This window comes from Tabrizicola flagellatus (genome assembly GCF_046295235.1).
GTDB lineage: Bacteria > Pseudomonadota > Alphaproteobacteria > Rhodobacterales > Rhodobacteraceae > Tabrizicola > Tabrizicola flagellata_A.
Genome location: NZ_JBKBLV010000049.1, coordinates 1 through 20,217, shown reverse-complemented (window position 1 = coordinate 20,217; position 20,217 = coordinate 1). Strand labels below are relative to the sequence as shown.

At 68.0% G+C, this 20,217-nt stretch carries 18 protein-coding genes; 16 read left to right on the top strand and 2 right to left on the bottom strand.

The features are described from left to right. The 5 genes from ACK4IU_RS16730 to ACK4IU_RS16710 form a co-directional block, all read left to right on the top strand. Positions 1-870 (top strand): carbohydrate ABC transporter permease (locus ACK4IU_RS16730; RefSeq protein ID WP_409737350.1); only part of this gene is annotated, 870 nt, incomplete at its 5' end. Continuing rightward, the gene (locus ACK4IU_RS16725; protein WP_409737347.1) at positions 867-1,055 is read left to right on the top strand and encodes a hypothetical protein; all 189 of its coding nucleotides are present in this window, start codon (positions 867-869) and stop codon (positions 1,053-1,055) included. The genes ACK4IU_RS16730 and ACK4IU_RS16725, both read left to right, overlap by 4 nt. Positions 1,056-1,058: 3 nt before the next feature. Then, positions 1,059-2,153, top strand: coding sequence for an ABC transporter ATP-binding protein (locus tag ACK4IU_RS16720; protein ID WP_409737344.1), 1,095 nt, complete (start codon positions 1,059-1,061; stop codon positions 2,151-2,153). Then, positions 2,146-3,138, top strand: coding sequence for an ABC transporter ATP-binding protein (locus tag ACK4IU_RS16715; protein ID WP_409737342.1), 993 nt, complete (start codon positions 2,146-2,148; stop codon positions 3,136-3,138). Before ACK4IU_RS16720 ends, ACK4IU_RS16715 begins: the two co-directional genes overlap by 8 nt. Before the next feature lie 12 nt (positions 3,139-3,150). Further along, positions 3,151-4,773, top strand: a complete 1,623-nt coding sequence (locus tag ACK4IU_RS16710; protein WP_409737340.1) for a dihydroxyacetone kinase subunit DhaK — start codon at positions 3,151-3,153, stop codon at positions 4,771-4,773. Positions 4,774-5,253: 480 nt separating this feature from the next. Here ACK4IU_RS16710 and ACK4IU_RS16705 read toward each other — a convergent pair whose 3' ends face one another. Both ACK4IU_RS16705 and ACK4IU_RS16700 read right to left on the bottom strand, forming a co-directional pair. After that, positions 5,254-6,471, bottom strand: a complete 1,218-nt coding sequence (locus ACK4IU_RS16705) for an ROK family protein (protein ID WP_409737337.1) — start codon at positions 6,469-6,471, stop codon at positions 5,254-5,256. A 13-nt stretch (positions 6,472-6,484) separates the two neighbouring features. Further along, on the bottom strand, positions 6,485-6,919 hold the full coding sequence (locus ACK4IU_RS16700; RefSeq protein ID WP_409737335.1) for an RbsD/FucU family protein: 435 nt from the start codon (positions 6,917-6,919) through the stop codon (positions 6,485-6,487). Between the two features lie 225 nt (positions 6,920-7,144). Between ACK4IU_RS16700 and ACK4IU_RS16695 the strand changes: the two genes are divergently transcribed. The 11 genes from ACK4IU_RS16695 to ACK4IU_RS16645 all read left to right on the top strand — a co-directional run bounded on the left by ACK4IU_RS16695 (position 7,145) and on the right by ACK4IU_RS16645 (position 20,079). Beyond that, complete coding sequence (locus ACK4IU_RS16695) at positions 7,145-8,161, top strand: sugar ABC transporter substrate-binding protein (protein WP_409737333.1); 1,017 nt, start codon at positions 7,145-7,147, stop codon at positions 8,159-8,161. A gap of 134 nt (positions 8,162-8,295) precedes the next feature. Then, positions 8,296-9,372, top strand: a complete 1,077-nt coding sequence (locus ACK4IU_RS16690) for an ABC transporter permease (RefSeq protein ID WP_409737331.1) — start codon at positions 8,296-8,298, stop codon at positions 9,370-9,372. Continuing rightward, positions 9,372-10,148, top strand: coding sequence for an ATP-binding cassette domain-containing protein (locus ACK4IU_RS16685; RefSeq protein ID WP_409737329.1), 777 nt, complete (start codon positions 9,372-9,374; stop codon positions 10,146-10,148). The genes ACK4IU_RS16690 and ACK4IU_RS16685 overlap by 1 nt, the downstream gene beginning before the upstream one ends. A gap of 391 nt (positions 10,149-10,539) precedes the next feature. Next, on the top strand, positions 10,540-13,377 hold the full coding sequence (locus ACK4IU_RS16680; RefSeq protein WP_409737327.1) for a monovalent cation/H+ antiporter subunit A: 2,838 nt from the start codon (positions 10,540-10,542) through the stop codon (positions 13,375-13,377). After that, a complete protein-coding gene (locus ACK4IU_RS16675) occupies positions 13,377-13,766 on the top strand; it encodes a Na+/H+ antiporter subunit C (RefSeq protein WP_409737325.1) in 390 nt (129 codons plus the stop codon). The genes ACK4IU_RS16680 and ACK4IU_RS16675 overlap by 1 nt, the downstream gene beginning before the upstream one ends. After that, the gene (locus ACK4IU_RS16670) at positions 13,766-15,271 is read left to right on the top strand and encodes a monovalent cation/H+ antiporter subunit D (protein WP_409737353.1); all 1,506 of its coding nucleotides are present in this window, start codon (positions 13,766-13,768) and stop codon (positions 15,269-15,271) included. The genes ACK4IU_RS16675 and ACK4IU_RS16670 overlap by 1 nt, the downstream gene beginning before the upstream one ends. Positions 15,272-15,274: 3 nt before the next feature. After that, complete coding sequence (locus ACK4IU_RS16665) at positions 15,275-15,766, top strand: Na+/H+ antiporter subunit E (RefSeq protein WP_409737323.1); 492 nt, start codon at positions 15,275-15,277, stop codon at positions 15,764-15,766. After that, positions 15,763-16,035 carry a K+/H+ antiporter subunit F gene (locus tag ACK4IU_RS16660; RefSeq protein WP_409737320.1) on the top strand — a complete coding sequence of 91 codons (273 nt, stop codon included), beginning with the start codon at positions 15,763-15,765 and terminating at the stop codon, positions 16,033-16,035. Before ACK4IU_RS16665 ends, ACK4IU_RS16660 begins: the two co-directional genes overlap by 4 nt. Next, positions 16,032-16,409 (top strand): cation:proton antiporter, encoded by a 378-nt coding sequence (locus ACK4IU_RS16655; protein ID WP_409737317.1) that lies wholly within the window; start codon positions 16,032-16,034, stop codon positions 16,407-16,409. The genes ACK4IU_RS16660 and ACK4IU_RS16655 overlap by 4 nt, the downstream gene beginning before the upstream one ends. 170 nt (positions 16,410-16,579) lie before the next feature. After that, positions 16,580-17,569: a deoxyribose-phosphate aldolase gene (gene deoC / locus ACK4IU_RS16650; protein ID WP_409737314.1), complete on the top strand. Its 990-nt coding sequence runs from the start codon at positions 16,580-16,582 to the stop codon at positions 17,567-17,569. 170 nt (positions 17,570-17,739) lie between these two features. After that, complete coding sequence (locus ACK4IU_RS16645; RefSeq protein WP_409737312.1) at positions 17,740-20,079, top strand: aldehyde dehydrogenase family protein; 2,340 nt, start codon at positions 17,740-17,742, stop codon at positions 20,077-20,079. Positions 20,080-20,217 lie beyond the last annotated feature (138 nt).

Genomic DNA, 20,217 nt, shown 5'->3' with positions numbered 1-20,217 from the left:
ACGATCATCACGCTCCTGCCGCTGGTCTGGATCATTTCCACCAGCTTCAAGACCGGGCCGGACAGCATCTCCTACCCGCCGAAGGTTGTCTTCGAACCCTCGCTCGAAGGCTACGTCAACCTTTTCACCACCCGCACCCGCATCGCCGCCGAGGATTTTGCCGCGCTGCCCCCGCCCGAGACCTGGTATGACCAGATCGTCCGCGACCAGGGCATGGTGATCGCCGGGCAGTCGCGTTTCGGCGAAAGGTTCATGAACTCGGTCATCATCGGCTTCGGTTCGACCTTCCTGTCGATCTTCCTCGGCACGCTGGCCGCCTATGCCTTCAGCCGCTTCAGGGTGCCGCTCAAGGACGACCTTCTCTTCTTCATCCTCTCCACAAGGATGATGCCCCCCATCGCCGTCGCGATCCCGATCTACCTGATGTACCGCGAGCTTGGCCTGTCCGACACGCATCTGGGCATGATCCTCCTCTACACGGCCGTGAACATCTCCCTGGCCGTCTGGCTCCTGAAAGGCTTCATCGACGAGATCCCGCGCGAATACGAAGAAGCCGCGCTGATCGACGGCTACACCCGCTTCCAGGCCTTCCGGAAGGTCGTCCTGCCGCAGGCCGCGACAGGCATCGCCTCCACCGCGATCTTCTGCCTGATCTTCGCCTGGAACGAATATGCCTTCGCCGTGCTCCTGACCTCGGGCAAGGCCCAGACCGCGCCGCCCTTCATCCCCACGATCATCGGCGTCGGCGGCCAGGACTGGCCCGCCGTGGCGGCTGGCGCCACGCTCTTCCTCCTCCCGGTGATGATCTTCACCATCCTTTTGCGCAAGCATCTCTTGCGCGGGATCACCTTCGGAGCCGTCCGCAAATGACCGCCTTCCTCACCGGCCTTTTCCGCCTGCGCCGCGGCCCCTGGGAGATGCTGGCCACGATCCTCATCGCACTGGGGGTGGTGATGCTGATGCAGCCCTTCTTCCTCTGGGCCTACACCTGGTCCTTCCTCGTGACCCTTGTCGGCACGGTGATGTTCATCATCACCAGCCATTTCCCGGAGTAAGCCTTGGCCGAGATCGTCATCCGCAACCTCCGCAAGGAATTCGGCGCCTTCACCGCCGTGCAGGGTTCGACCTTCACCATCCGGGACGGCGAGTTCTTCATGCTGCTCGGCCCCTCGGGCTGCGGCAAGACCACAACGCTGCGCATGATCGCGGGCCTCGAACTGCCGACCTCCGGCGAAATTCTGATCGACGGCGAGGACGTGAGCCAGAAGCCTGCCAGCCAGCGCGACATCGCCATGGTCTTCCAGATGTTCGCGCTCTACCCGCACATGAACGTGCGCAAGAACATCGCCTATCCGCTTGTGTCGCAAGGCGTCCCGCGGGCCGAGGTGCAAAGGAAGGTGGCCGAGGTCGCACGCATCCTGCGCATCGACCACCTCCTCGACAAGGGCGTCGGCGGCCTCTCCGGCGGCGACCGCCAGCGCGTCGCCCTCGGCCGCGCCATCGTGCGCAGCCCCAAGGCCTTCATGATGGACGAACCGCTCGGCGCGCTCGACGCCGAGTTCCGCGAGATCATGGCCGAGGAACTCCGCGCCCTGCACGACCGCATGCACGCCACCACCGTCTATGTCACCCACGACCAGCTGGAAGCCATGCAGATGGGCGACAAGATCGTGGTGATGAATCACGGCGTCGTCGAACAGTTCGGCACCCCGCAGGACATCTACGACCACCCCGCCACCCTGTTCGTCGCCGATTTCATCGGCAGTCCCGCGATGAACTTCCTCCGGTTCGAGGGCAGCGCCCCCGCCGGGGCCGCGACCGTGACCCTCGGCGACACGCCCATCGCCCTTCCCGAACTCCGGGAGGCCGCCAGCGGCAGCCTCGTGCTCGGCGTTCGTCCCGAACATGTCGCGCTCTCCGACACTGCCCCGCTGCGGGCCCGGATCGAGGCGGTGGAATATCTCGGCACGACCCAGATCGTGACCCTCTCCACCCCGCATGGGACGATCAGGGCCCGCACGCCCTCCACCCTGCCCGCGCGACCCGGCGACCTGACGGGCCTTGCGCTGAACGCCGCGCGCCTGTCGCTCTTTGACGCCACCACCGGCCGCGCCTTCCGCACCGCCGCAAATGCCGGGGTCGACCATGGCTGAGGTCACGCTCTCGAACCTGTCCAAGTCCTACGGCGCGACCCGGGCGTTGAAGGATGTCTCCATGACCATCCCCGACGGCGCCTTCGTCGTGCTGCTCGGCCCGACCGGAGCCGGCAAGACCACCACCCTGCGCCTGATCGCCGGCCTCGACCGGCCCGACGCGGGCGACGTCCGTATCTCCGGCCAGTCGGTGCTCCGCGACACCCCCGCCCAGCGCGACGTGGCGATGGTGTTCCAGCAATACTCGCTCTATCCCCACCTCAGCGTCCGCGACAACCTCGCCTTCCCGCTGCGGTCCCCGATGATCGCGATGCCCGAGGACCAGATCGCCCGCCGGGTGCAGGAGGTGGCCGAGGTCCTGCGCATCCCGCACAAGCTCGACAACAAGGCCACGGCGCTGTCGGGCGGCGAGATGCAGCGCGTCTCGATCGGTCGGGCGCTTGTCCGCAATCCCCGCATCTACCTGATGGACGAACCGCTCTCCTCGCTCGACGCGAAACTCCGCGCCGACCTGCGGATCGAGCTGAAGCGCATCCACGCCGACATGGGCGCCACCTTCCTCTATGTCACCCACGACCAGATCGAGGCGATGACCATGGCCACCCATGTCGGCGTGCTCGACCATGGTTGCCTCGTCCAGTTCGGCACCCCGCGCGAGATATACGAGACTCCCGTCTCGGCCTACGTCGCCTCGCGCCTCGGCCAGCCGCACATCAACCTCCTGCCCGCCGACGCCTTCGGCGCCCCGCCCCCGAACGCCGCGCAGATCGGTCTGCGCCCGGAACACATCCATATCGGGGACGGCGTCGAGGCCGCGATCTCCCGCATCGAGCATCTGGGCGATCAGACCCGCCTGCACCTGACCTTCGGGCCGCATGCGCTGATCACGCTCACGGACCCGCACACGCCTCTCCAACCGGGGGAGACCGTCAGGATCCGCCCGCACAATCCCCTCTGGTTCGACGCCGCCGGCAACCGTATCTGAAAGGCCAAGCCCATGAAACAGTTCATGAACTCCCGCGAAAGCCTCGTCACCGAAGCGATCGACGGCTTCCTCAGGACCTCGGGCGGAAAGCTTGCCCGGCTGGACGGATATCCGCATATCCGCGTCGTGATCCGCACCGACTGGGACCGCTCCAAGGTGGCGCTGGTCTCGGGTGGCGGCTCTGGCCACGAACCCTCGCACGCCGGTTTCGTCGGCCAGGGCATGCTGACGGCGGCCGTCTGCGGCGATGTCTTCGCCTCGCCTTCGGTGGATGCCGTCCTCGCCGGCATCCTCGCCGTCACCGGCAAGGCCGGCTGCCTCCTCATCGTCAAGAACTACACCGGCGACCGGCTGAACTTCGGCCTCGCGGCGGAACGCGCCCGCGCCTTCGGCCTGAAAGTCTCCATGGTCATCGTCGATGACGACGTGGCGCTGCCCGACCTGCCGCAGGCGCGCGGGGTCGCGGGCACCCTTTTCGTCCACAAGATCGCCGGTGCCATGGCCGAATCCGGCGCCGACCTCGACACCATCACCGCCGCCGCGCAAGGCGTCATCAGGGGCGCCATCTCCATCGGCATGTCGCTCGACACCTGCACCGTCCCCGGCTCGCCGAAAGAGGACCGGATCGGCGCCGGCAAGGCCGAGCTTGGTCTCGGCATCCACGGCGAGGCCGGGATCGAACAGGTCGATTTCTCCGGCGCCCGCTCTGCCATGCAGATGGTGGCCGAGAAACTCCTACCCCACACCGGCCCCGGCGACCACGTCGCGCTTCTCAACAACCTCGGCTCCACCACGCCGCTGGAAATGTCCGTCCTGTCAGAGGAACTTGCCCGCTCTCCCCTGGGCGCCAAGGTCAAGTGGATGATCGGCCCCGCCCCCCTGATGACCTCGCTCGACATGCACGGCTTCTCGGTCTCGCTCCTGCCCGTCGACCACGCGCAGGTGACCTCCCTCGCCGCCCCTGTGGCCCCCCATGCTTGGCCCGGCCTCTCCCCGTTCGGGCAGGTCGTCGTCAAACCGCTCCCTGACGGCCTTGCGCCGATCCAGCCGGTGCCAAGCGCCCACCCCGCCCGCCGCGCCCTGATCGAGCGGTGCTGCAAGGCCCTGATCGCCGTCGAATCCGACCTGAACCAGCTCGACGCCAAGTCGGGCGACGGCGACACCGGCTCCACCCTCGCCGGGGCCGCCAAGGCGCTCCTCGCCGCCCTCGACCGCCTGCCCCTCGCCGACCCGACGCAGCTTTACCGCGCCATCGGCATGGAGCTTTCGCAGACCATGGGCGGCTCCTCGGGCGTCCTCCTCGCCATCTTCTTCGCCGCCGCCGGCGACGCCTCCGCCTCCGGCAAAACCTGGATCGGCGCCCTCACCGCCGGCCTCGACCGCGTGATGCAAGTCGGCGGAGCCGCCCCCGGCCACCGCACCATGATCGATGCCCTGGCCCCTGCCCTCGCCGCCCTCCCGCAGGGAGTGGCGCAAGCCGCCAAAGCCGCCCGCGAGGGCGCCAACGCCACCGCCCAGATGACCCGCGCCAAGGCAGGTCGCGCCAGCTACCTCGCCGCCGACAAGCTCAAGGGCCACAACGACCCGGGGGCGGAAGGCGTGGCGCGGCTCTTCGAGGATTTGGCCAAAGGCTGACCCACAGTCCGCCAGTCATCCCCGCCCCACCTGTCATCCCCGCGCACGCGGGGATCCAAAGCGACCGACGCCGCGCCAGCGTAGGGTGCGCTTCAGCGCACCGCCGCTCTTGCCACCCGTCTCGCCGATCCGCCGGGCATTCCCCGACAGAAGGAACAGCAGGAAGGCCGGCTTGCCTCCTGCTCCAGGGCAGGACCGACAATCCCCTTCATCTGTCCAAAAATATCCCACGGGTGCCGCCTTGGTTGCGCCATCGGTTCAAGCAACCAATGCTGCGCGGGGGTGTGCCCCCCCGGCCGCCAGCCCAAGGCGCAGCCGTCACGCCCCCCGGGACCGAACCCCAGCCCAAGGCGCCTCCCTCCCCCCTCCGTGGGGGAGGGATGGGGTGGGGGGGCCGCCGAAAGCAGGTTAACACCCGGTAAACGCCCACGCCCATCCCGCTGATTCCAAACCGGAATCAGAAAATGTCCACCGTGGACACTACCCCTCCCGCTGGCCCACGTTCTGGTCGATCAGATACCGCTGCGACAAGGGGATCGCCGCGGCCCCCAGGGCCCGGGCATCCGCCCCCACCGTCCCCTCCCGGATCACCGGCGGCTCGATCCCGGCGAGGTCGAGGCCCAGCAAAGCCGCCCTCGTCCGCCGCACCATCTCCCCCCGCACCGCGACCGGCATCCACCCGTCGATCAAGACCGCCTCGATCTCCAGAAGAGCCGCCGCCGCCAGCGTGGCATGGGCCAGCGCCCCCGCCGCCTGGTCCAGCCAGGGCTCCAGCACCCGGTCCGAAACCTCCCAACGGTCATGTTGCGACCACAGATGATCCGACGGCTCCCCCGCTGCCTCCATCGCCTCGGCCAGCACCGACATCGAGGCCAAGTCGATCAGCCGCCGCGTGCCCCCGCCCGGCGCGGGCACCTGGATCGACCCCACCGCCGCCGCGTTCCCCGTCCGCCCCAGGTAGAGCTGGCCGTTCATCACGAGGCCACCTCCGATGAAGGTCCCGAAGTAGAAGTAGAGGAAATCCTTCGGCCGCTCCCCCGTCCCGAAGATCAGTTCCGCCCCGCAGGCCGAGGTCGCGTCGTTCTGGACATAGACCGGCAGCCCGGTGATCGCCCCCAGCTCCGCCCCCAGGTCGCGCGACCGCCAGGCGTCCATCTCGGCCTGCGGCACCCCCAGGACCGAGACCCAGTTCCACAGCTGGAAGGGCATCGCCACGCCCATCCCCATGATCCTCCCGCGCAGCGCCGCCGGGAGTTCCCCCGCCAGCGCCGGGACTGCCTCCCTGACGAACCCCACCACCGCATCCGGCGTGGGATAGCGATAGACCTTCCGCCGCGCGGCCCGCATCCGGCCGCGGAAGTCGGTCAGCACCAGGTCCGCCGACCGCCGCCCCAGCTTCAGCCCGAAAAAGAACGCCCCCTCCGCCGCCAGCGACATCGGGATCGAGGGCTGGCCGACCCGCCCCCGCACCGGCTCGCCGCGTTCCAGCAGCCCCTCCTCTTCCAGCCCCCGCATGATGACGCTGACCGTCTGTGCCGAAAGCCCCGTCATCCGCGCGATGTCGGACTTGGCCAGCGCGACGTGACGGCGCACCAGCGACAGCACCAGCCGCTCGTTGTGGTCGCGCATGCCGGATTGGTTCGTCCCCCGCGGGGCGTCGGCATCGGCGAGGCCGCGGTCGAGGGAGGTTTCCGGCATCCGTCCCGCCCCCTCAACCCGCAAGCCCGATCACGCCCTTGCGCAGGATGACATTGGCAAACAGCGCCTTCTCGCTGGTCGCCACCACCGCATGCGCGGCGCGGATGCGCGGGTAAAGCGCCTCTCCCGCCAGCGGCACCACTGCCATGCCGGGGGCCATCCGCGCGAACAGGGCGTCGATCTGCCGATGAATTTCACCCGCCTGCGCCGGATCGTTGTTCAGGCTGGCCCGGAACAGCGCCGCCGGGACCGCCCGGTCCACCGGCATCACCGTCAGCACCGCCTCGACCACCGCCAGCACCCCGTGGCCGTCGGCACGGACCAGCCGACGCGCATGCTCGGCGGCTGGATAGTTGCCGTCCACGATGGCAATCTCGTCTCCATGCCCCATGGCGCGCAGCGTCGCCAGGAAGTCCGGCCCCAACAGGGGCGGAATACCGATCAGCATGGCCTCCCCCTCCTCCCGGGTGTGGCGGTCCGGACAAAGGCGGTCCGGTCCCTGCCTCGCAGACTGCGGTCGGAACGGCATCCTGTCAATAATAAATCACAGTGATTTATTTATCTTGACGCAAGGGAGGGAATCGGCTTTTCTTGGCCTTGGCGCAGGGCCTCCGGGTTCGGCGCACGAATTTCGTAACGGGGGCCCGAAGGCCCCCACCTTGGGAGGAAGACCATGAAAGTCATCACCAAAGCCCTTCTGGGCGCGGGCGCGCTTGCGCTGTCGGCAGGCTTCGCCTCGGCCGAAGGCGTCTCGGCCTGCCTGATCACCAAGACCGACACCAACCCCTTCTTCGTGAAGATGAAGGAAGGCGCCGAGGCCAAGGCGGCCGAGCTGGGCGTGACGCTGAAGTCCTATGCCGGCAAGATCGACGGCGACCATGAATCCCAGGTTGCCGCCATCGAGGCCTGCGTGGCCGACGGCGCCAAGGGGATCCTGATCACCGCCTCGGACACCAAGGCCATCGTCGACTCGGTCAAGGCCGCCCGCGACGCCGGCGTCCTCGTGATCGCGCTCGACACCCCGCTCGATCCGATCGACGCGGCCGACGCGACCTTTGCCACCGACAACTTCCAGGCCGGCCTCCTGATCGGCCAGTGGGCCAAGGCCACGCTCGGTGACGCGGCGGCGAACGCCAAGATCGCGATGCTCGACCTCGCCATCTCGCAGCCCTCGGTGGACGTGCTGCGCGACCAGGGCTTCCTGACCGGCTTCGGCATCGACACCGTGGACATCAACAAGTGGGGCGACGAGACCGACCCGCGCATCGTTGGCAACGAAGTCACCGCCGGCAACGAGGAAGGCGGCCTGAAGGCGATGGAAGCCCTCCTCGCCAAGGATCCCGACATCAACGTGGTCTACACCATCAACGAACCCTCGGCCGCCGGCGCCTACGAGGCGCTGAAGGCCGCCGGCAAGGAAGGCGTGCTGATCGTCTCGGTCGATGGCGGCTGCCCCGGCGTGCAGGACGTGAAGGACGGCGTGATCGGCGCCACCTCGCAGCAGTATCCGCTGCTGATGGCCTCGCTCGGGATCGAAGCCATCGCCAAGTTCGCCGCCGACGGCACCAAGCCGGCGCCGACCGAAGGCAAGGCCTTCTTCGACACCGGCGTGGCCCTGGTCACCGACAAGCCGGTCGAGGGGGTGGAGTCGATCGACACCGCCAAGGGGATGGAGCTCTGCTGGGGCTGATCCCCGACCGTCAACGCGAAGGCCGCAGTTGATTTGCGGCACCGCTTGACCCCATGCTGACATGCAAGGGCGGCCCTCGCGCCGCCCTTCGCATAACCGGCCGGCCGATGCAGCCGCGCCCAGGGGAGGGAACCATGTCCAATGACGCGAAGTCGGTCTCCGGCGCCTACGAGGCGGGCCTGAAGGGGGCCGCGGAAACCGTTGCCGAGTTTCACGAAGAACAGAATGCGCTGAAGAAGCTGCAGCACTGGCTGCACCAGACGCCCTCGGCCGTGCCGATGATCGTGCTGGTCGTGTCGGTCATCGTCTTCGGGCTTCTGGCCGACAATTTCTTCAAGGCGGCCACACTGTCCACGATCCTGCAACAGATCGCCATCGTCGGCATCCTCGGCTGCGCCCAGACCATCGTGATCCTGACCGCAGGCATCGACCTTTCGGTTGGCGCCATCGCCGTCTTCTCCTCGGTCCTCATGGGCCAGATGACCTTCCGCTACGGCATCCCCGCACCCGCCGCCATCGCCATCGGCCTTGCGCTCGGCACCGCCATGGGGGCGCTGAACGGCTTTCTCATCGCCCGGCTGAAACTGCCGCCCTTCATCGTGACGCTTGGGACCTGGCAGATCCTCCTGGCCTCGAACTTCATCTATTCCCGCAACGAGACGATCCGCTCGGCCGACATCGCCGAGGTGGCACCGGCGTTGCAATTCTGGGGCTATTCGATCCAGCCCGGCGGGGTAAAGGTGCTCTACGCCGTGTTCCTGATGATCGCGCTGGTGGCGATCATGGCCTATGTCCTGCGCCATACCGCCTGGGGACGGCACGTCTATGCCACCGGGGACGATCCGGCGGCGGCGGAACTGGCGGGGGTGCCCACGAAGAAGGTGCTGATCCAGGTCTATGCGCTGGCGGGCCTGTTCTGCGCCATCGCGGGCTGGGTGATGATCGGCCGCTTCGGCTCGGTCTCGCCCACCGCCTCGACCGGACAGCTCGGCAACATCCAGTCGATCACCGCCGTGGTGATCGGGGGCATCTCGCTGTTCGGCGGGCGCGGCTCGATCGTCGGCATGTTCTTCGGGGCGCTGATTGTCGGCGTCTTCGAGATGGGCCTGCGCCTGGTTGGCACCGACCCGCAATGGACCTTCTTCCTCATCGGCGTGCTCATCATCTTCGCCGTGACCGTGGACCAGTGGATCAGAAAGGTGGCTGGCTGATGGAACCGATACTCAAGGCACGCGGCCTGACCAAGCGTTTCGGCAAGGTCACCGCGCTGAACGACTGCGACTTCGAGCTCTATCCCGGCGAGATCCTCGCCGTGATCGGCGACAACGGCGCGGGGAAATCGACGCTGATCAAGGCGATCTCCGGCGCCGTGGTGCCTGACGAGGGGCAGATCTGGCTCGAGGGCCGCGAGGTCAGCTTCAAGACGCCCATCGAGGCGCGCGCGGCCGGCATCGAGACGGTCTACCAGACCCTCGCCATGTCCCCCGCGCTGTCCATCGCCGACAACATGTTCATGGGGCGCGAGTTGCGCGCGCCGGGGATCATGGGCAGCCTGTTCCGCAAGCTCGACCGCCCGAAGATGGAGAAGTTCGCGCGGGAAAAGCTGAACGAACTCGGGCTGATGACGATCCAGAACATCAACCAGGCGGTGGAGACGCTCTCGGGCGGCCAGCGCCAGGGGGTGGCGGTGGCGCGCGCCGCGGCCTTCGGGTCCAAGGTGGTGATCCTCGACGAACCCACCGCCGCGCTCGGTGTGAAGGAAAGCCGCCGGGTGCTGGAGCTGATCCGCGACGTGAAGAACCGCGGCATCCCGATCATCCTGATCAGCCACAACATGCCGCATGTGTTCGAGATCGCCGACCGCATCCACATCCACCGCCTCGGCCGCAGGCTCTGCGTGATCCGGCCGCAGGACTATTCGATGTCGGATGCCGTGGCCTTCATGACCGGCGCCAAGCTGCCCGAAGGCGTGACCGAAACGGTCTGAGGCCCGTCCCTCTCCTGCCGGGGCATCGCGGTCGCAGCCGTGCTGCCTCCGGCGGGAGTATTTCCGGAAAGGGCAAGCAAGGATCGCCTGCCCCTTGCCCTTTACCCAAATACTCCCCGCGGAGCGGCCGCACTATCCATTCCGCGCCGCCGTCCGGTCCGGCGCCGCGGCAGCCCGACCGAGGGGGGCTCCGCTGCGGCGGGGAAACGCGCCACTGGCGCCTTTCCTGATCCGCCTTGCACCCCCCTCGGCCGGCCCCCGCTTGCAAAAAACCCGGCAATCCTGTCGCAGGGGGCTTGAAACCCTTGACGCAAGGCCCAAAATCGCCCGAAACCCGCCGCGACGCGATCAAGAACGACAAGCCCGCCGCCACGACGAGGACGCTGCCCGAATGACCCTAGCCCTGATAGCGGCGCTGCCCTTCCTCGGCGCGCTCCTGCCCGGACTGATGATCCGCGCCGGCCGCACCGCCTGCGCCACCGCCACCGGATCGGTCACGCTCCTGGCCCTCGCGCTCCTCGCGCTGCAGGCCCCCGCCGTCCTGCGGGGCGAAATCGTGCAGACCCGCATCGACTGGCTGCCCGCGCTCGGCCTCAACGCCACCTTCTTCCTCGACGGGCTGGGCCTCCTCTTCGCCGGGCTGATCCTCGGCATCGGGCTTCTCATCATCCTCTATGCTCGCTTCTACCTCGCGAAATCCGACCCGATGGGGCAGTTCTACAGCTACCTCATGCTGTTCCAGGGCGCGATGGTGGGGATCGTCCTGTCCGACAACATCCTGCTCCTGCTGGTGTTCTGGGAGCTGACCTCGCTCTCCTCCTTCCTCCTCATCGGCTACTGGAGGCACCTGCCCGAGGGCCGGCAGGGCGCGCGGATGGCGCTGGCCGTCACCGGCGGCGGGGGGCTCGCCATGATCGCCGGCATGCTGATCCTCGGCAACATCGCGGGCAGCTACGACCTGACGGTGATCCTCCAGCACAAGGACGTGATCCAGGCCTCGGACTGGTATCTGCCCGCACTGATCCTGATCCTGCTCGGCGCCTTCACCAAGTCGGCGCAGTTCCCCTTCCACTTCTGGCTGCCGCATGCCATGGCCGCGCCGACCCCGGTCTCGGCCTACCTGCACTCGGCCACCATGGTGAAGGCAGGGCTGTTCCTGATGGCGCGGATGTGGCCGGTGCTGGCCGGCACGCCGGAATGGTTCTGGATCGTCTCGACCGCGGGCCTTGTGACCATGGTCATGGCCGCAAAGATCGCCTTCTTCAAGGACGACCTGAAGGCGCTTCTGGCCTTCTCGACCGTCAGCCACCTCGGCCTGATCACCATGCTCCTCGGCTTCGGCACCAAAGCCGCCGCGACCGTCGCCGTCTTCCACATCATCAACCACGCCACCTTCAAGGCCGCGCTCTTCATGACCGCGGGCATCGTGGACCACGAGGCGCATACCCGCGACCTGCGCCGCCTCGGCGGCCTGCGCACCCTCATGCCGATCACCTTCACCGTCGCGCTCCTGGCCAGCCTTTCCATGGCCGGCATCCCGCCCTTGAACGGGTTCCTGTCGAAGGAGCTGATGCTGGAAGAGGCCGCCCATACCACCTGGATCACCCCCTGGGCGATGGGGGTCCTGGCCACGATCGGGGCAATGTTCTCGGTCGCCTATTCCTTCCGCTTCCTTGCGCACGGCTTCCTCGGCCCGGTGCGCGACGACTATCCCCATGCGCCGCATGATCCGGGCCCCGGCCTCTGGGGCGCGCCGGCCTTCCTGGTGCTGCTGGTCGTCGTCATCGGCCTCTTCCCGATGGCCTCGGCCGCCTGGCTGGTGGACGTGGCCGCGGGGGCCGTCACCGGCGCCCCCGTCGCGGTGAAGATTTCCCACTGGCACGGGCTGGAACCCGCCGCGCTCTGGATGTCGATCGCGGCGGTCGGCGGCGGCCTGATGATGCTCGGCGCCTGGGCCCCCTTGCGCGCGATGTGGGACGGCACCCCGCGCCCCGAGGCCAAGCGCATCTTCGACGGCATCATCGAACCGCTTGCGGCACTGGCCCGCAGCCTGACCTATGCGATCCACAACAGTTCGCTCTCCCGCGCCATTGCGGTTGCGGTCCTAGCCATCGCTGCGGCGGCGCTCTGGGCCTTCTCGGGCGGCAGCCACGCGCCCGGCTCCCGCGCGCTGATGCCGGTCGAGCCGGTGGTCGCGGTGATCTGGGCCGTCACCATGGCCGCCGCGGTCTCGGTGCCCTTCCTGCACCGGGTCCGCGTGGTGGCGCTGATCTTCGTCGGCGTCGTGGGCCTGCTGCTGGTGCCCTTCTTCGTCCTGATGTCCGCCCCCGACCTCGCGCTGACCCAGCTTTCGGTCGAGGTGGTGACGATCCTCCTCATGCTGCTGGCACTGAACTTCCTGCCCAAGACCACGCCCGAGGAAAGCCCCGCCCCCCGCCGCCTGTTCGACGCGGGCGTGGCGGGCATCGCCGGCATCGGCATCGGCTGGCTCGCGTGGGAGATGATGACGCGGAACGCCGCCTTCAAGCCGATCTCGCATTTCCACCTCGCCCAGTCGAAACCGGGCGCGGGTGGGACGAACGTGGTCAACACCATCCTCGTGGACTTCCGCGGCTACGATACCTTCGGCGAGATCATCGTGCTCGGCATCGCCGCGCTGGCGATCTACGCGCTGTCGGAAAACCTGATGCGCAGCCCCGCCGTCACCCGGCGCCTTGCCGGGACGCGCCCCGAGCGCGAGGCCGGCGACCGCCACCCGATGATGCTGGTCGTCTCGACCCGGCTCCTGTTGCCCATGGCGATGATGGTCGGCGTCTACATCTACCTGCGCGGCCACAACATGCCCGGCGGCGGCTTCGTCGCGGGCCTCGTCTTCGCCATCGCCTACCTGATGCAGTACATGGCCTCGGGCTATGTCTGGAGCCATGCCCGCCAGCGCTACGACCACCATGTGCTGATCGGCTGGGGCGTGCTGATCGCCACGCTCTCGGGCGCGGGGGCCTGGGCCTTCGGGCTGCCCTTCCTGACTTCGGGCTACGAATACGTCCATCTCTGGCCGCTGGAGGAATTCGAACTGGCCACCGCCGCGATCTTCGACCTTGGCGTGTTCCTCTGCGTGCTCGGCGCGGTGCTTCTGGCGCTCGCCTCGCTGTCGCGGCTGGCGCAGCGCACGGGCGAGGTCGCCAACACCCGCGCCTATGACACCGAAGCCCCGCAGGAGAGCCGCTGATGGAAGCCCTCGTCGCCATCGCCATCGGGGTCATGACCGCCGTGGGCCTGTATCTGACCCTGCGCCTGCGCACCTTCCCGGTGATCCTGGGGCTGACCATGCTCAGCTATGCGGTGAACGTCTTCCTCTTCTCTTCCGGGCGGCTCGTGCAGAACCGGGCGCCGATCATCGGCACGGGCGAGACCTACACCGACCCCCTGCCCCAAGCGCTGGTGCTGACGGCCATCGTCATCTCCTTCGGGATGACGGCCGTGATCATGATCATGGCCATCGGCGGCTTCCTCGAATCCGGCCATGACCGGGTGAACATGTCGGACCGCGACCAGGACGACGGCGGTCCGGAGGCCGGAGCCGCCGACGACGACGCAGCCGGGGAGGGCCGGGCATGATGGGCCACTGGATCATCGCGCCGGTCGTGCTGCCGGCCTTCATGGCCGGGCTCATGGTCACCGCCATGCGCAACGACCTCCTGCTCAAGCGCGTCGCGGGGGTGACCTCGATTGTGCTTCTGAACGCCATCGCGCTGGCGCTTCTGTGGTCGGCCTCGACCCACGGGCCGCAGGTCTATTTCCTCGGCGACTGGCCGGCGCCCTTCGGCATCGTGCTGGTGCTCGACCGCCTGTCGGCGATGATGGTCATGCTGCTCGCCGCGCTGGCGCTGGCGGTGGTGCTTTATGCCATCGGCTCGGGCTGGGACGCGAAGGGGGCGCATTTCCATCCGCTTCTCCAGTTCCTGCTGATGGGCATCGGCGGGGCCTTCCTGACCGGCGACGCCTTCAACCTCTTCGTGTTCTTCGAGATCCTGCTCATCGCCTCCTACGGCCTGATGATCCACGGCGGCGGGTCCGAACGCACCCGGGCGGGGCTGCAATACGTGGCCTTCAACCTGATCGGCTCCTCGCTCTTCCTCTTCGCGCTGGCGCTGACCTACAACGTCACCGGCACGCTGAACATCGCCGACCTCGCGCAGAAGCTCCCCGACCTGCCCGAGGGCGACGCGGCCCTCCTGCGGGTGACGGCGGTCCTCCTGATCCTCGTCTTCGCGATCAAGGGCGCGCTGGTGCCGCTGCAATTCTGGCTGCCCGGCACCTATGCCAACGCGCCCGGGGTCGTCGCCGCCATGTTCGCGGTGATGACCAAGGTCGGCGCCTATGCCACGCTGCGCTTCGGCGCCATGGTCTTTCCGCCCGACCTGCCTGCGACCGGCACACTCCTGCACGCCCTGATCCTGCCCGCAGGCCTCGTGACCCTCGTGGTCGGAGCCATCGGGGTCCTCGGCGCCTCGACCCTGCCGCGCCTCGTGGCCTTCGGCGGCATCGCCTCGATGGGCACCGCCTTCACCGCCATCGGCGCCTTCACACCGGCAACCACAAGTGCCGCGCTCTACTACATCCTGCACTCGACGCTCGCGACCGCCGCGATGTTCCTCGTGGCCGACCTCGTCACCCGCCGCCGCGCCCATGCCCGGCTGACCGAGACCGCGCCGCCCATCGCCCAGTCGGGGTTGATCTCGGCGCTCTACATGGCCACCGCCATCGCCATGGCCGGGATGCCGCCCTTGTCGGGTTTCGTCGGCAAGCTTCTGATCCTCGACGCCTTCCGCGACCAGGCGCCGCTGGTCTGGAGCGTGATCCTCGTCTCCTCCTTCCTGATGATCCTCGGCTATGCCCGCGCCGGGTCCACCCTGTTCTGGAAGCCCTCTGCGATGGAGGCGCAACCCGACGAGACCCCGCCCGAGGGTCTGGCCTTCACCGCCACCTTCGGCCTCATCGCCGGCCTCGTCGCGCTGACCGTCCTGGCCGGGCCGCTCAACGGCTGGATGGCGGCCACCACCGACAGCCTCTACGCGCCACAGGACTACATCGCCGCCGCGCGGCTGGGCGAGGGAGGCTGACCCATGCTGAAACGACTGTTCCCGCATCCCTACCTGTCGCTGACGCTGGTCGTGCTGTGGTTCATGCTGGTCAACCAGTGGAAGCTTGGCAGCCTGGTGATGGCGATCATCCTGGCGACCATCCTCCCGCTCGTGACCTCGGCCTGGTGGCCTGACCGTGCGCGGGTGCGCCATCCCCTGCGGCTGCTCAGCTATACCGCGCTGGTCTTCTGGGACATCATCGTTGCAAACTTCCAGGTCGCCTATGTCATCCTGTTCATCCCGCGCGACAAGGTGCAGTCGCGCTGGCTGACCGTGCCGCTGGACCTGACCTCGCCCGAGGCGGTCAGCCTTCTGGCCGGCACCATCACCATGACCCCCGGCACGCTGTCCTCGGACATGTCGGCCTGCGGCCGCGCGCTTCTGGTCCACGCGCTGCACGCCCCCGACCCCGACGCCGTCCGCGACCAGATCAAGTCCCGCTACGAGGCCCGCCTGAAAAGGATTTTCGAATGATCCTCGGTTACGCCCTGACCTTCATGTTCGCCTGCATCGCGCTCGCCTTCGTGCTGAACATCTGGCGGCTGTTCACTGCGCCGACGCTGACCGACCGGATCGTGACGCTGGACACCATGGCGATCAACGCCCTCGCCCTCGTGGTCCTCTACGGCATCCACGCCGGGACCGGGCTTTACGTCGAGGTCTCGGTCCTTCTGTCGCTGACCGGCTTCCTCGGAACCGTCGCCTACTGCAAGTTCCTCCTGCGGGGGAGCATCATCGAATGACACCTGTCCTGCAAACCGCCATCGAGCTGGTCATCGCAGCGGGCCTCGTCGGCGGCGGCTTCTTCGCGCTGGTCGGCTCCTGGGGCCTGATCCGCCTGCCCCGCCCGATGCAGCGCTTGCATGCGCCGACCAAGGCCACGACGATCGGCGTGGGCGCGGCGCTCCTTGCCTCCTCGATCGGCGACCTGCCGCAGGGCGGCACGATCAGCATCCAGGAATGGCTCATCACCCTGTTCCTCCTGCTGACCGCGCCGATCTCGGCCCTGTTCCTCGCCAAGACCCTGATCCTGCGCGGTGAGGCAGACCCCGACATCCCCGACAGCGGCACCGGCCAGCCCTGGGCCACCCTCGGCGATGAACGGCCCGACCCGTAGTATTTTGACCATCCGGTCAGACATCGACCAGCCCGGCCCTTGCCACTCAAGGGCTTCGCATGTCATCGTCCGCACAGGACCGCGTGCACCGCCCCGCGCCTCCCTCCCCCCTCCGTGGGGGAGGGAGGGGGTGGGGGGGCACCGCGGGCAGTGCGATGGATCCAGAGACGATGACAACCCTCTCCACCACGGCGACCGGCCTCCTGCCCCAGGTCACCCATCCCCGCAATCCGGGCATGGCGCTTGATCTGGACTGGGTGGCCTCGGTCCAGGCCAACACCTCGGCCATCGAACGCCGCGCCGCCGCGCTGCCTGGCCGGCGGTCGGTGAAGAAGGAATACCAGGCGGCCTGGCTTCTGAAGGCGATCAGCCTGATCGACCTCACCACCCTGTCTGGCGACGATACGGCCGGCCGCGTCCTGCGCCTTTGCGCCAAGGCCCGCCAGCCGGTCGCCCCCTGGATGCTGGAAAAACTCGGCATGCCCGGCCTGACGGTCGGCGCGGTCTGCGTCTATCACGAGATGGTCGAAACCGCCGTCCGCGCGCTCGAAGGCACCACCATCCCCGTCGCCGCCGTCTCTACCGGCTTTCCGGCGGGCCTGTCGCCCTACAGGCTCCGCATCGCCGAGATCGGCGAAAGCGTCCGTGCAGGCGCGAAGGAAATCGACATCGTCATCTCCCGCCGCCACGTCCTGACCCAGAACTGGCAGGCTCTCTACGACGAGATGCGCGACATGCGCGAGGCCTGCGGCGATGCCCATGTCAAGGCGATCCTAGCCACCGGAGAGCTTGGCACCCTTCGCAATGTCGCCCGCGCCTCGCTGGTCTGCATGATGGGGGGCGCCGATTTCATCAAGACCTCGACCGGGAAAGAGGCGGTCAACGCCACCCTCCCCGTCAGCCTCGCCATGATCCGCGCCATCCGCGACTACGAGGCGCGCACCGGCTTCAAGGTCGGCTACAAGCCGGCGGGCGGGATCGCCAAGGCCAAGGACGCGCTGGTGTATCTCACGCTGATGAAGGACGAACTCGGCCATCCCTGGCTGCAGCCCGACCTTTTCCGCTTCGGCGCATCCAGCCTTCTGGGCGACATCGAGCGCCAGCTCGAACACCACCTCACCGGCCACTACTCCGCCGCCAACCGCCACGCGATGGGCTGATCCGATGCCCGACCCCGGCATTTGCTCTTTTCCAAATACTCCCGCCGGAGGCTCTTCCGCTCGAGCCGGTTGCGCGCCCTTCGCGCGCAGAGGCGAGACAAAAGGCTTGCGCCGCAATGCGCTCAATCTGAAAACCGCCCCCACCTGTGCTGCGGCGAAGGACTGATCCCATGACCATCAAGGAAATCTTCGACAGCATGGCCTACGGCCCCGCCCCCGAATCCGCCGCCGAGGCGTTGGCCTGGATCGCCCGCCATCAGGGCCGCTTCGGCCACTACATCGACGGCCAATTCACCGCACCGGGCGAGACCTTCACCACCGCGAATCCCGCCACCGGCAATCCCTTGGCCCATGTCACCCAAGGCACCGCCGAGGACGTGGCGAAAGCCGTCGCCGCCGCCCGCCGCGCTCAGCCGAAATGGGCCGCCCTCCCCGCCTTCCGCCGCGCGGAATACCTCTACGCCCTCGCCCGCCTCGTCCAAAAGCACTCCCGCCTCTTCGCCACGCTGGAAACCCTCGACAACGGCAAGCCGATCCGCGAATCCCGCGACATCGACATCCCCCTCGTTGCCCGCCATTTCTCCTACCACGCGGGTCTCGCCCAGCTTCTCCCCTCCGAACACCCCGACATGCGCCCCCTCGGCGTCTGCGGCGCGGTCATCCCCTGGAACTTCCCGCTCCTCATGCTCGCCTGGAAGGTCGCCCCCGCGCTGGCCGCCGGGAACACGATCGTCCTCAAGCCCGCCGAATACACCCCCCTCACCGCCCTCCTCTTCGCCGAGATCTCCCGCGAGGCGGGCCTGCCCAGGGGCGTCCTCAACATCGTCACCGGCGACGGCAGCACCGGCGCGGCGCTGGTAGACGCCCCGGTGGACAAGATCGCCTTCACCGGCTCCACCTCCGTCGGCAAGCGCATCCGCGAGGCGACCGCGGGTACCGGCAAGGCCCTCACCCTCGAACTCGGCGGCAAGTCCCCCTACATCGTCTTCGACGACGCCGACCTCGACTCGGCCGTCGAGGGCCTCGTGGACGCCATCTGGTTCAACCAGGGCCAGGTCTGCTGCGCCGGCTCCCGCCTTCTCGTCCAGGAAGGCGTCGCCCCCCGCTTCCACGACAAGCTCAAGCGCCGGATGGACGGGCTGCGCATCGGCGATCCCCTCGACAAGTGCATCGACATCGGCGCGGTGGTCGATCCGGTCCAGCTCGACACCATCACCCGCCTCGTGCGCGACAACCCCGAGGGCGAACACTACGTCGCCGCCACCCCCCTGCCCGCGCAGGGCTGCTTCTACTCCCCCACCCTCATCACCGGCCTCGGCACCGCCTCGCCCCTGATGCAGGAAGAAATCTTCGGGCCCGTCCTCGTCTCGATGACCTTCCGCACGCCCGAGGAAGCCGTCCAGCTCGCCAACAACACCCGCTACGGCCTCGCCGCGACGGTCTGGACCGAGAACGTCAACCTCGCCCTCGACGTGGCACCCAAACTCAAGGCCGGGGTGGTATGGATCAACGCTACCAACCTCTTCGACGCCGCCGCAGGCTTCGGGGGCGTCCGCGAATCCGGCTTCGGGCGTGAGGGCGGGTGGGAGGGCCTGATGGCCTACCTCAAACCCGCCGCCAAACCCGCGGCCCTCAAACCCGCGCAACCCATCCCGACGCCCACCGAGCCGCAGGTCGACGCCCTCGACCGCACCGCCAAGCTGTATATCGGCGGCAAACAGGCCCGCCCCGACTCGGGCTACTCCCAGCCCATCTACGGCCCCAAAGGCAAACTCCTCGGCCATGTCGGCATCGGCAACCGCAAGGACATCCGCAACGCGGTCGAGGCCGCCCATTCCGCCAAGGCTTGGGCGAAAACCACGGCCTACAACCGCGCCCAGGTTCTCTACTTCATCGCCGAGAACCTCTCCGCAAGGCACTCCGAGTTCGCCCAACGCCTGCAAGACCTCACCGGCAAACCCGGCGCAGCCGAAGTTGACGCGAGCATCCAGCGCCTCTTCACCTACGCCGCCTGGGCCGACAAATACGACGGCGCCGCCAAATCCGTCCCCATCCGCGGCATCGCGCTGGCCATGAACGAACCCGTGGGCGTCATCGGCGCCCTCCTCCCCGACGAATGCCCCCTCCTCGGCCTCGTCTCGGTCATGGCCCCCGCCATCGCGATGGGCAACTCGGTGATCCTCGTCCCCGGCCAGCACCCGCTGTCGGCCACCGACTTCTACCAGGTCCTCGACACCTCCGACGTGCCGCCCGGAGTCGTCAACATCGTCACCGGCCCCGCCCCCGACCTCGCCAAAGCGCTCTCCGGCCACATGGACGTGGACGCCGTCTGGAGCTTCTCCTCCCACCCCCTCTCCGCCCTCATCGAACGCGAGGCGGCAGGCAACCTGAAACGCACCTGGGTCAACCACGGCCGCGCGCGCAACTGGATGGGCCCCGAGGGCGAAGGCCGGACGTTCCTGTCCCAGGCCACCGAGGTCAAGACGGTCTGGGTGCCCTATGGGGAGTGAAGGCTCCACCAGCGTCATTATCGTAGGGTGCGCTACAGCGCACCCTACAATTGCGAACCGACTTGATGCCCAATCCGATCGAATTTCTGTTTTCACTGTATTTCGTACCATCTCCCCCATTTCTCGCCCGCCTGATTA